Annotated in this window: 13 protein-coding genes; 11 read left to right on the top strand and 2 right to left on the bottom strand. The window is 38.0% G+C overall.

The genetic code is table 11. The annotated features are described in order from the left end of the window. Positions 1-28: 28 nt before the first annotated feature. Positions 29-265 (bottom strand): glutaredoxin domain-containing protein, encoded by a 237-nt coding sequence (locus ACFX4R_RS06520; RefSeq protein WP_237074672.1) that lies wholly within the window; start codon positions 263-265, stop codon positions 29-31. Positions 266-545: 280 nt separating this feature from the next. Between ACFX4R_RS06520 and ACFX4R_RS06515 the strand changes: the two genes are divergently transcribed. From ACFX4R_RS06515 to ACFX4R_RS06490, 6 genes are all read left to right on the top strand, one after another. Continuing rightward, positions 546-782, top strand: coding sequence for a YkuJ family protein (locus ACFX4R_RS06515; protein WP_013056035.1), 237 nt, complete (start codon positions 546-548; stop codon positions 780-782). Between the two features lie 381 nt (positions 783-1,163). Next, complete coding sequence (gene cbpB / locus ACFX4R_RS06510) at positions 1,164-1,619, top strand: cyclic-di-AMP-binding protein CbpB (RefSeq protein ID WP_013056036.1); 456 nt, start codon at positions 1,164-1,166, stop codon at positions 1,617-1,619. A 99-nt stretch (positions 1,620-1,718) separates the two neighbouring features. Further along, entirely contained in the window at positions 1,719-2,597 is an 879-nt protein-coding gene (locus tag ACFX4R_RS06505; protein ID WP_013056037.1) for a transcriptional regulator CcpC, read from the top strand. A gap of 129 nt (positions 2,598-2,726) precedes the next feature. Then, complete coding sequence (gene dapD / locus ACFX4R_RS06500; protein ID WP_013082280.1) at positions 2,727-3,446, top strand: 2,3,4,5-tetrahydropyridine-2,6-dicarboxylate N-acetyltransferase; 720 nt, start codon at positions 2,727-2,729, stop codon at positions 3,444-3,446. A gap of 144 nt (positions 3,447-3,590) precedes the next feature. After that, positions 3,591-4,718 carry an N-acetyldiaminopimelate deacetylase gene (locus ACFX4R_RS06495; RefSeq protein ID WP_097823995.1) on the top strand — a complete coding sequence of 376 codons (1,128 nt, stop codon included), beginning with the start codon at positions 3,591-3,593 and terminating at the stop codon, positions 4,716-4,718. A gap of 56 nt (positions 4,719-4,774) precedes the next feature. Next, the gene (locus ACFX4R_RS06490; protein ID WP_013056040.1) at positions 4,775-5,020 is read left to right on the top strand and encodes a YkuS family protein; all 246 of its coding nucleotides are present in this window, start codon (positions 4,775-4,777) and stop codon (positions 5,018-5,020) included. A gap of 35 nt (positions 5,021-5,055) precedes the next feature. Here ACFX4R_RS06490 and ACFX4R_RS06485 read toward each other — a convergent pair whose 3' ends face one another. Next, complete coding sequence (locus tag ACFX4R_RS06485) at positions 5,056-5,919, bottom strand: mechanosensitive ion channel family protein (protein WP_237074673.1); 864 nt, start codon at positions 5,917-5,919, stop codon at positions 5,056-5,058. A gap of 356 nt (positions 5,920-6,275) precedes the next feature. Here ACFX4R_RS06485 and ACFX4R_RS06480 point away from each other — a divergent pair, with 356 nt between their 5' ends. The 5 genes from ACFX4R_RS06480 to ACFX4R_RS06460 all read left to right on the top strand — a co-directional run bounded on the left by ACFX4R_RS06480 (position 6,276) and on the right by ACFX4R_RS06460 (position 12,322). Then, a complete protein-coding gene (locus ACFX4R_RS06480; RefSeq protein ID WP_014461006.1) occupies positions 6,276-6,824 on the top strand; it encodes a peroxiredoxin in 549 nt (182 codons plus the stop codon). A 102-nt stretch (positions 6,825-6,926) separates the two neighbouring features. Then, entirely contained in the window at positions 6,927-7,373 is a 447-nt protein-coding gene (locus tag ACFX4R_RS06475) for a redoxin domain-containing protein (protein WP_013056043.1), read from the top strand. 187 nt (positions 7,374-7,560) lie between these two features. Further along, positions 7,561-8,457, top strand: coding sequence for a phosphogluconate dehydrogenase (NAD(+)-dependent, decarboxylating) (gene gnd / locus ACFX4R_RS06470; RefSeq protein ID WP_043979562.1), 897 nt, complete (start codon positions 7,561-7,563; stop codon positions 8,455-8,457). A gap of 307 nt (positions 8,458-8,764) precedes the next feature. Then, complete coding sequence (locus tag ACFX4R_RS06465) at positions 8,765-10,501, top strand: ABC transporter ATP-binding protein (protein ID WP_043979559.1); 1,737 nt, start codon at positions 8,765-8,767, stop codon at positions 10,499-10,501. Positions 10,502-10,516: 15 nt separating this feature from the next. Next, on the top strand, positions 10,517-12,322 hold the full coding sequence (locus ACFX4R_RS06460; RefSeq protein ID WP_377569156.1) for an ABC transporter ATP-binding protein: 1,806 nt from the start codon (positions 10,517-10,519) through the stop codon (positions 12,320-12,322). Positions 12,323-12,457 lie beyond the last annotated feature (135 nt).

The following is a 12,457-nucleotide window of genomic DNA, read 5'->3' as shown; positions in this document are numbered from 1 at the left end:
CGAGGAAAGCTTATTTTGAGTGTTTCTGTTACCCGATGTTAAGAAGCTTCTCAAGTGCTTGAAGGTCAAATCCTCTGATAATTTCCTGGTCAATACGAATGGTCGGAGTGGAATAAGACTCTAACTCAGTAGTCATTCGTTTTCGAGCAGAAGCATCTTTAGATACGTCAAATTCTTTATAAGAAACGTGATGATGCTGTAAAAACTGTTTAACAATTTCGCAAGGTGGGCAAGCTGGTTGTGTGTACAACTCTATAGATTTCAATGAAAGCACCTCCCTATATTAAAATGAATGGTGTTAAAGTAGAATGAAGTTTTGTATGATACATAGTATATCGCTATGTTATTATAATAAAAAACGACATATATCGCTATAATAAGGCATTTTCTTATGAAAAATCACGTAAAGTACTTGTGTTTTTTTAGTATGTGGCATATAGTGAAATGGTGTCTTTTAAGTATTAGTTTAGATAACGTATTTATTTGAATTGATATTGTAGAAAAGTCGAATGCGTAATGATGTAATAGGTGAAAGGAGAGATTATATGTCACAATTACAAGGTATTTTAACTCGTCTTGTGAATCTCCGTGAGCAAGCAAGTGGAAGTGAAGCGCCACAACGCTTCTTCGAAGTAGAGGGAAAAAGAATTTGCAGCGTGAAATATCATGCAAAAACTGAAACATACGAACTTGAAGTATATCAAGATGGTGAAAAGCCAGCCGTTTATCAATTTGATAACGTTGATATGATTGCAATTGAAATTTTTGAACTTATTCATTAAGGGATAAAGCAAAACGAATGCCGCAAAGGATTTTATACTTTGCGGTATTTTTTTGTTACTGCGTATGGAGTTTTTGCGGTGGCTTCCGCCCTATTTTCCCGAGAAATATCGACAAAGTGATAGCGGATTTTCTGATAAATAGAAGGAACGGGTCGAATGCTGTAAAAAAATCAAAATAAAAAATTCAGATAATTATGAACTTTCGTTGACACTTGTTTTAAAAAAATCTAGACTTAACATATAAGGGAGAACATCGAGTGTGTCTGCTTCTATTCCCTCTTAAAGGTTCGCATTTACGTAGCAAGCTATTTTCATTTTGTAGCTTGTTCTTTTTCTCTTTACACACGTGGAAGTTATGAGAAATGGAAGGAGAATGTATAAATGATTGATATTGATCACAATCAGTTAAATCAAATTGAACTTCGAGATTTGCTTGTCACTTCTGATAAAGTTGCTCATGTCCAAGTGGGAAATAATTTAGAACATGCTTTGCTTGTGTTAACAAAGACTGGCTATACGTCCATTCCCGTATTAAATCCAAGGTTCCAGCTGCAGGGGTTCGTGAGTATGACGCTTATTTTAGATTCGATTTTAGGATTAAAGCGCATTGAATTTGAACGATTAGAAACCATGAAAGTAGAAGAAGTTATGAATCAAAATGTTCCTCGTGTCTCCATGAAAAAATCCGTATTAAAAGTCATAAATGCCATGATTAACCATCCTTTTTTGTGCGTAGAGAATGAAGATGGCATTTTTGAAGGGATTTTAACACGAAGAAATTTGTTAAAGTCATTAAGAAGGCAGTCCATCATTCTCCCGAAAGAGTCATTTCAATAATTTTTTTAAGAAATCGTGTTTCAGCCTATCTTTCTCCGTTTTTTTCTTATATGATAAAGGTAAAATGAAAGTAAAAAGAGGCTTGAAAGGAATAACTGAATGCAATTAATAGAATGTCGAATGCTCGTTGTATTAGCTCAAGAATTAAATATGAGAAAAGCTGCAGAGAGATTATTTGTATCGCAACCAGCTTTATCACAGAGGCTGCAAACCATTGAAAAAGCATGGGATACACAAATCTTCATTCGTTCGCAAAAAGGACTGTCATTAACGCCTGCTGGAGAAAAGATTGTTCAATTTGCAAAAGAAGTGGTAGAAAAAGAAGATCGGGTTCGTGAGGACTTGCATCATTTAGATAATGAGGTATATGGTACACTCAAATTAGCGGTGGCTTCGATTATTGGACAGCACTGGCTGCCGGCGGTGTTAAAACGCTATATGGATCGTTACCCACATGCTAAAATCTCTCTTGTAACCGGCTGGAGCAGTGAAATGCTTCGCTATCTGTACGAAGATGAGGTACATATTGGAATCATACGCGGAAATCCGGATTGGAAAGGTGTCAAAGAACATTTGTTTACAGATCCTCTTTACCTAGTCGATTCAGAAATTGAAAGGGCAGCGGAAGTAGTAAATACTCATCGACCATTTATTCAATTTAAAAGTGACTCAACGTATTATCAAGAAATTTTAGAATGGTGGCATCGAGAGTTTCATACTACACCGAAGCGTACGATTGTAGTGGATCAGATTGAGACGTGTAAGCAAATGGCTTTAAATGGTCTTGGCTTCGCTATTTTACCATCGATTGCTATTAAAGAAGCTGGAAGCCATATTCACCGGACGCCGCTTCTGAAAGCAAATGGAGAGCCAATTACCCGAGACACTTCTTTAGTTGGATACGAATCAGCGTTTAAACTGAAGCAAGTTCGAGCATTTGTTGATATTGTACGTGAATATGTAAGAGAAACGGTCTAAAGCGAGTCTAGATGCTCGCTTTTTTTATTTGCAATCGTTATCTTTTTATTAAAACGATAATGATGCTTGTCATTGTGAAAGCATTTTGTTACATTAAATGAGACATTGCTTACTTAGGAGGAATACATAATGAAAATGATGGATGCTAATGAGATTATCTCATTTATTCAAAACAGCACAAAATCAACACCGGTAAAAGTTTACGTAAAAGGTGAAGTAGAAGGAATTGACTTTGGTTCATCTTCTAAAACATTCGTAACGGGCAACACAGGTGTAGTATTTGGTGAATGGAAAGAAATCAAAGCTGCTATTGAAGCAAACGAAGGAAAAATTGAAGACTACGTAATTGAAAATGATCGCCGTAACTCTGCGATTCCTTTATTAGATATGAAAGGAATTAAAGCTCGTATTGAGCCAGGCGCTATTATTCGCGATCAAGTTGAAATCGGCGACAACGCTGTTATTATGATGGGTGCATCTATTAACATCGGCTCTGTGATCGGTGAAGGAACAATGATCGACATGAACGTAGTACTTGGTGGTCGTGCAACAGTAGGTAAAAACTGTCACATCGGCGCAGGTTCTGTATTAGCTGGTGTTATTGAGCCACCTTCTGCAAAACCAGTTGTAGTAGAAGATGATGTAGTAATCGGTGCTAATGCTGTTGTTCTTGAAGGTGTAACAGTAGGTAAAGGTGCCGTAGTTGCTGCAGGTGCAATTGTGGTAGAAGATGTAGCTCCTTACACAGTAGTAGCAGGTACGCCGGCTCGCGTTATTAAAGAAATTGACGAAAAAACAAAGTCTAAAACAGAAATCAAGCAAGAATTGCGTCAATTAAACGAAGAATAAGAAAAACGATCAGTTTGCGCTTTTTCTTTGTTGAATTAATAGGTTTTAGCGATTGGGATACTGAATCCTTGAACGTATCATATGGACAAGTTGGAAGCGTGGGCAACCACGCTTTCTTCTTTATTTCGTGAGGAGGACATACACATGGCTGAAAATGAATTTGTGAAAATAAGAAGAGAGCTACATAAAATTCCTGAATTAGGGTTTCAAGAGGTGAAAACACAGCGTTTTTTGCTTGATTATATTAACACTCTTCCGCAAGAGCGTTTAGAAGTAAAGACGTGGAAAACAGGACTCTTTGTTAAAGTACATGGTACAAATCCAACTAAAACAATAGGTTACCGAGCAGATATTGACGGGCTTCCTATCACGGAAGAAACGAATTATTCTTTTCAATCACAGCATGAAGGACTCATGCATGCCTGCGGACATGATATGCATATGGCCATTGGGCTAGGCGTACTCACTTACTTTGCTCAGCATGAAATTAAAGATAATGTACTGTTTATCTTTCAACCTGCAGAAGAAGGTCCAGGAGGAGCACAGCCAATGCTCCAAAGCGACATCATGAAAGAATGGCTTCCAGATTTCATCTTCGCCCTTCACGTAGCGCCTGAATATCCGGTTGGATCAATTGCGCTGAAGGAAGGGTTGCTATTTGCTAACACGTCTGAGCTATTTATTGATTTAAAAGGAAAAGGCGGCCATGCTGCTTATCCACACACAACAAATGATATGGTAGTTGCTGCATGTCAGCTCGTTTCACAACTTCAAACTATTGTTGCTCGCAACGTTGATCCGCTAGACAGCGCTGTAATTACAGTAGGAAAAATTCAAGGCGGGACGGTTCAAAATATTATTGCGGAGCGAGCTCGCATAGAAGGAACCATTCGCACGCTATCTCCTGAATCAATGATGCGTGTTAAAGAACGAATTGAAGCGATTGTTAAAGGAGTAGAAGTAGGGTACCAGTGTGAAACAGCCATTGATTATGGTTGTATGTATCATCAAGTATATAATCACCATGAAGTCACGCGAGAGTTCATGGAATTTGCCAAAGAACAAACAGACGTGGATGTCATTGAGTGCAAAGAAGCAATGACAGGAGAAGATTTTGGCTATATGCTAAAAGATATTCCTGGATTTATGTTTTGGCTTGGCGTTCAGTCTGAATATGGGCTTCATCATGCAAAGCTGCAGCCTCATGAAGGCGCAATAGATATTGCGATTTCACTTATTACAAAATATTTTGAACATAAAGGCAATCAATAAATCGTATAATCATTTTTCCTTATGGCTAAATTAATACCATGAGGAGGTGGGCAACGATGGCACGAATTGGTGTAGAATACGGTTTAACAGATGTACAGGCTGCACTTCAGCAGCTCGGACATGAAGTGGTACAATTACGCAACGAAAGTGATGCACAAGGGTGCGATTGCTGTGTTGTAACAGGACAGGATTCAAACGTAATGGGGATTTCTGATGCAGTAACGCAAGGCTCAGTTATTACAGCTAGCGGATTAACGGCAGAAGAAATTTGTCAGCAAGTAGGCAACAAGGTACAAGGATAAAAGAAAGCCGAAGGAATAAATCCTTCGGCTATTTTTTATACATGCTGAGGCTGCTTGGCATCTTCAGGCTGCTTTTTATCAATATTTACTTGATGAGGGAACGGAATATCAATACCGTTTGCGTCAAACGCTTCTTTAAATTCTTTGCGAAGCTGACGTTCAACCCCCCACTGTTCACCGTTTTTAGCTTTGCCAACTACACGAAGCACAACGTCTGATGCGCCTAAACCTTGAACTCCTATCACGCTTGGTCCTTCTACAATGTTTTCATTTGTTGCAGCAACGCGCTCGCATACTTTTTCTAGTACGGAAATTGCTTTGTCAATATCATCATCATACGAAATGCCAATATCGATCAACGCGCGCATATTGCCTCGGGAATGATTGCTTAAGCTTGTAATTTCACGGTTAGGCACATAGTGCAAAGTTCCATCAAATCCGCGAATTTGAGTAGTGCGAAGACCTACTGATTCGACAATTCCTGAAAAACTTCCGGTTGTTACATAGTCGTCAACATCCAGCTGTTTTTCAAGAAGTAAAAAGAAACCTGTTACAACGTCGCTAACCAGTCCTTGAGCACCGAACCCGATTGCTAGACCCACAACTCCGGCACCAGCTAATAGAGCTGTGGCATGGATATTTACTGCTTCAAGCAGCATAACGACAAAAATAAAAATAAGTACATATGAAAACACATTAACGGTTAAACTTTTGAGTGTGAGCATACGTCCGCGCGTAGTATTTTCGCGCTCACTCATTTTTTCAAAGGAACGCTCAATAACTTTTTTACCAATTGCTCGTACAAGTAAAAATACAATGGTGATGGCAATAAGTTTTAACACAATAACTCCAGCATTGGTAAGAAGCTGTTCCCAGTTGATATCTTGCATCTTAAACATTCGTTGTTCATCCTTCCTATGTTCTGTTTCAATATTAATAAGTGGGAATGTATTCTGTGGAAAAGATTTTGTAAGAGTATGAGCACATTTGTTTATTCCCGATATTAGACATGCTAAACTGAGAAGGTAAATAAATGCAACCCTTTTATAGCATTTTTTTGCTGAAGTCAGGGTTTAATTTGCCCTAAAGGCGGGCATAACAACTATGTTACCATTATAAGATGTTGTTTAAATTCATTCTTAATTAATATTGACTAAAAAAACAATATCCATTATAATGAAAACCGTTATAACAGTACATAAGTGAGAATGTTTTATACATTTTCTCATTTAATAATTATTTGGAGGGATCATGTATGCCAGAACGTATGGTAGGTAAACAAGCTCCACGCTTTGAAATGGAAGCTGTATTATCAAACAAAGAATTCGGTAAAGTTAGCTTAGAAGAAAATATTAAAAATGACAAATGGACAGTATTATTCTTCTATCCAATGGACTTTACATTTGTATGTCCAACAGAAATCACTGCACTTTCTGACCGTTATGATGAGTTTGAAGATCTTGACGCAGAAGTAATCGGTGTTTCTACAGACACAATCCATACACACTTAGCTTGGATCAACACTGATCGTAAAGATAATGGTTTAGGTGATCTTAAATATCCATTAGCAGCTGATACAAATCACGTTGTTTCTCGTGAGTACGGCGTTTTAATTGAAGAAGAAGGTGTAGCACTTCGCGGTTTATTCATCATCAGCCCAGAAGGCGAATTACAATATTCAGTTGTAAACCACAACAATATTGGCCGTGACGTTGATGAAACTTTACGTGTTCTTCAAGCGTTACAAACTGGCGGACTTTGCCCAGCTAACTGGAAACCAGGTCAAGCTACTTTAAACGCGTAAGCACAACGTTTAAAAGGTCTAACGTCCACGTTAGGCCTTTTTTTCATCGGATAATAAAGAACATATAGTCAATAATAGTGAAAATAAGGGAGGCTTTTATTCATGAAATTACGTCAGCCAATGCCTGAGTTAACGGGCGCTACAGAATGGTTAAACGGAGAGGTTACAAAAGAGCAGCTAATCGGCGAAAAGCCAACGCTTATTCATTTTTGGTCAGTAAGCTGTCATTTATGTAAAGAAGCAATGCCTCAAGTAAATGAATTTCGCGACCAATACAAAGATCAATTAAACGTAGTAGCAGTTCATATGCCGCGCTCTGAAGATGATTTAGACTTATCAAAAATTAAAGAAGTAGCAGCAGAACATGATATTACGCAGCCAATTTTTGTAGACAGTGAGCATAAATTAACGGATGCATTTGAAAATCAATATGTACCGGCATATTATGTATTTGACAAAACAGGTCAGCTACGCCACTTCCAAGCTGGTGGAAGCGGTATGAAAATGCTTGAAAAGCGCGTGAATCGTGTATTAGGCGAGAACGAATAAATACAGGCAGTTGTAACAGGTGAAAAGCATTCGATGCTTAGTAGAACTTGCATCGAATGTTTTTCTTTTTTGTGTGTAGGAAGTAACTGATAAAGGAAATATAAAAATGTGGATTTTTTCTTGTGAGTTTACACCATACTAACACTAACAACATGATACGAAACTTACTATTGGAGGTAATTTACATATGAAATTAGGTATGATTGGCTTAGGGAAAATGGGAGCAAACTTAGTATTGAATTTACTAGATCATAACCATTCTGTAGTAGCATTCGATGTGAACAACGAAGCCGTACAGAAAGTATCAGAAAAGGGAGCAGAAGGCGCTTCTTCCATTAAAGAATTAGTGAGCAAATTAGAAAAACCACGCATTGCTTGGGTCATGGTTCCGGCTGGAGAGCTCACAGAAAAAGTAATTTCTGAGCTCCAAGAACTGCTTGAAGAAGGAGATATGATTATTGAAGGCGGTAATTCCAAGTATAAAGATTCTGTACGACGTGCTGCAGCTTCTGCTGAAAAAGGAATTCACTACTTTGATGTTGGAACAAGCGGCGGAATGGAAGGTGCCCGAAACGGTGCTTGTATGATGATTGGGGGAGATAAAGAAGCATTTGCTACAATCGAACCTATTTTCCGCGACATCAACGTAGAAAACGGCTATCTCTATTCAGGTGTAGCAGGAAGCGGCCACTTCTTGAAAATGGTTCATAACGGAATTGAGTACGGCATGATGCAAGCAATTGCTGAAGGTTTTGATGTGTTAGAGAAAAGTGAATTTGACTATGACTATGAAGCTGTAGCCCGCGTATGGAATAATGGCTCTGTTATTCGCTCATGGTTAATCGAATTAATGGAACGTGCATTTTCAAAAGATGCAAAACTTGACAGTATTAAAGGAGTTATGCATTCTTCCGGTGAAGGAAAATGGACGGTTGAATCCGCTCTAGATTTACAAGTGCCAACGCCAGTTATTGCTCTATCGTTAATGATGCGCTATCGCTCACTTGAAGACGATACGTTTACAGGTAAAGTAGTTGCCGCTCTTCGCAATGAGTTCGGCGGACATGCAGTAGAAAAACAATAAAAAAAGAGGCTGGAACAAACGTATTTTAGACGAATCGAAAAATGAACCATTGATCAACATGTTTGATTAGTGGTTCATTTTTTTGTTATGGTGAATAATTTCGTCAGTGTAGATCTTTCTAGCAGTTCAACTCATGTATTCCATTTGTTCGTCTTTAGATTGAATTCATTTAGTTATATCCCACCCTCTTTTTTATGACTATTTACCTTTTTTTTGAAAAAATATCTAAAAATTATGGTAAATTATTTCGGGAACCGATATATTTAAATATGTGTGCCGCATTTTAGCTAAAGGAAGGACGGGGTATATGGAAACGTTTAAAAAACTAAAAGATTTTTATTTACCGTACCGAATGTACTTTTTTTATTCTGCTATTTGCTTGTTGTTTGTAACCTCCATCACTGTGATTTACCCTATTGTGCTGCAATATACGATTGATCATATTGTGTTAGGAAAACAATATCAGCTAGTCGATAATGTAGCATTTATTTTTATTGGGCTAATGATTGTCAAAGGAATCTTTACATATATTCAGCAATATTACGGCGACTTATTTGGAATTAAGTCCGTGTATACTCTTCGCAATAAACTTTACCGCAAACTTCAGTATTTACCGTTTTCTTACTATGACAATGCTAAAACAGGGGACTTGATGTCCAGGTTGACAGCTGATGTAGAAGGATTTCGTTTTTTTCTATCTTTTGGCTTCTCAGAATTAATTCGCTTCGTTATTTTACTTACTGCCAGCTTTTCCGTTATGTTCTATTACTCTATTTCACTAACTCTTGTCACAATCTGTCTGCTGCCTTTTTTAGGGGTAGCTGTTTATCGTTTTGATAAACGCGTTCATCCAGCGTTTCGCTTAATTCGCCAATCGTTTGGGGAGCTCAATACAAATGTCCAAGAAAATATAAGCGGTATACAAACGGTCAAGTCATTATCAAGAGAAAAATTTCAAACATCTAAATTTAACGACTCCAACGGAGTTTATAAAAATCGAAACATTGAAACCGCGAATGTGTGGGCAACTTATTTCCCCTTAATGGAGTTTATAGGAAACTTATCTATTGTTGGTCTCCTTGCGTACGGAGGAGCGCTTGTTATGAACGGAAGTGTACGTCCGGGAGAGCTTGTTGCTTTCTTTAGCTTAACCTCTTATTTAATGTGGCCTATTATGAATTTAGGGTTTGTTATCAATATGTTTTCACAGTCTAAAGCTTCAGGTGAAAGGCTGCTGGAAATTTTAGAAGAAGAAGAAAAAGTCCATGAGCATGCCGGAAGTTTCTCTATTAATGGAACGGTCGAGTTTCAACATGTTAGCTTATCCTATCCAAACGAAGAAAAAAAGTCGCTTGAGAACATATCTTTTTCTGCTTCTAAAGGAAAAATAGTAGGTTTAATCGGAGCAACTGGAGCCGGAAAAACAAGCTTAACCCAGCTGCTCACGAGGTTTTACGAACCGACTTCAGGACAAATCTTAGTTAACTATCGTCCGATTAAAGAGTATCCGCTCTCCGTTCTTCGGAAAGAAATTGGTTTTGTACTTCAAGAAACCTTTTTGTTCTCAAGCAGTATAGGAACCAACATTTCCTATGGTGTGCCGGGTATTTCTAGAGAAGACATTATTGATGCTGCAAAACGAGCGCAGGCGCATGACTTTATTATGGAGCTTCCGGATGGGTATGACACGATGCTGGGAGAGAGAGGACTGGGGTTATCAGGCGGACAAAAGCAGCGCATCGCGATTGCACGAGCGCTTATCTTAAACCCTAGCATCTTAGTATTAGATGATGCCACGAGTGCTGTTGATATGAAAACAGAAAGAGAAATCCAATTGGCTTTAAAAGAAGTGATGAAAAATCGTACTACGTTTATTATCGCACACCGCCTTTCTTCTTTGCGACATGCCGATGAAATCTTAGTCTTGCATGAAGGCCAAATAAAAGAGAGAGGAAGCCATAAAACGCTCATTCAAAAGGAAGGGATTTATAAAAATATTTATGACATTCAATATGAAAGCAATACGTCAGTGATGAACGTATAACAAGGGAGGAATAGAATGGAAGCCGAAAAAAATAAAGTTGTGCGAGAGCGCTTTTATTATCAAACAGATCAAATCATTGATAAGATGTTTAACTGGAAGCAAATGGCCCGCTTGTTTCGTTATCTTCATCCATATCGAAAAAAACTGCTTCCTTTCTCGTTTCTTATGGTCATTATCACAACGGTCATTAGACTCGCTATTCCTATTTTGATAGGTGTATATACGCTTGATCATGCTGTAAAAGATAAAAATAGCACGCTGCTCATGCAGTTAGTTTTCATAATCTTTAGCTTGTATGTACTATCTTATATTTCGAATATCTTTCGAATTAAATGGATGAACCAACTCGGGCAGCACGTTATATATGATTTAAGAAAACATTTATTTACGCATATTCAAGGGCTGTCGCACCGGTTTTTTGATACGCGTTCAGGAGGCTCTATTCTTGTAAGGATCATGAATGATATTAACTCTCTTCAAGATTTATTTACCAACGGGGTAGTTAACCTGTTTATGGATCTCTTATTGTTAGTGGGGATTGTAGTTATATTATTTTCTCTCAGTCCTGCTTTGACATGTGCTGTTTTAATCATTTTACCGGTTATGTTTTTGATTTCCACAAAGCTGAGAAGAAGAATTCGTCGGTCGTGGCAAGTTGTTCGTATGAAGCAGTCAGTATTAAATTCACATTTAAATGAGAGTATTCAAGGCATTCGCGTCACTCAATCATTTGCTCAAGAACAAGAAAATATGCTGTTTTTTGAGCGCATAAACAGTGAAAATTACGAGAGCTGGAGGCAAGCTACTCGAAAAAATGCCATGTTTCGACCGTTTGTAGAACTCACAAATGCTGTCGGAACGGCTATTTTAATTTGGTTCGGTGCTGTACTTATTCAAGATGAACGGCTAACAATTGGTATTTTTGTATCATTTGCTTTTTATCTTGGAATGTTTTGGGAACCGATTTCTCGTTTAGGGCAAGTGTATAATCAATTATTAATGGGAATGGCTTCATCCGAGCGTATTTTTGAATTTCTAGATGAAAAACCTATCGTCGCAGATTTGGAAACCGCTACGTCTTTAGAGGATATGAAAGGAAAAGTTGAGTTCAAGCACGTCTCATTTTCCTATGATGGGAAGCGGAAAGCTTTAAACAACGTATCAATTGACATAAAAGAAGGGCAGACGGTTGCTTTAGTGGGGCATACTGGATCCGGAAAAACGTCCATTGCTAATTTAATCACACGTTTTTATGATGTGAACGAAGGGCAGATTTTAATTGATAATATGCCTATTCAAGATATTACGTTAGCGAGTTTACGAGCGCAAATTAGTATTGTGCTGCAAGAAACCTTTATTTTTTCAGGAACTATTATGGAAAACATTCGGTTTGGAAAACCGGATGCTACTGATGATGAAGTGATTAAGGCCGCGGAAGCGGTAGGGGCTGCAGATTTTATAAAGCGTCTGAAAAAAGGCTATGATACGGAAGTAGAAGAGCGAGGAAACGTCTTATCCGTGGGAGAGCGTCAATTGATTTCATTTGCTCGAACGCTGTTGGCTAATCCTCGTATTATCATTTTAGATGAAGCGACAGCAAGCATCGATACAGAAACAGAAGTGAAGATTCAACAGGCGCTTAAAACGCTGTTAAAAAACAGAACTGCCATCATGATTGCTCATCGGTTATCTACTATACGAGAGGCAGATAACATCATTGTATTAGATCACGGAAGCATTATTGAAACAGGGAATCACGGGGAACTAATGCAGCAAAAAGGCGTATATTATGACCTTGTTCAAACCCATGCTACAGCTTAAAAAAACAGAGGGAGCTCATCCTTCTGTTTTTCTATGTATGAGTGTGAGAAATAGTAAAGAAGATATAAGTGTTAACGGGAAAATGAGGTTGATACAAAAGAATTGTGGTAAAATAACGGTAGTTCAGATTTTTTC

Origin of the sequence: Priestia sp. YIM B13490, assembly GCF_042787735.1 — a bacterium.
Lineage (GTDB): Bacteria > Bacillota > Bacilli > Bacillales > Bacillaceae_H > Priestia > Priestia megaterium.
This window is presented reverse-complemented; position numbering and strand designations above follow the sequence as displayed.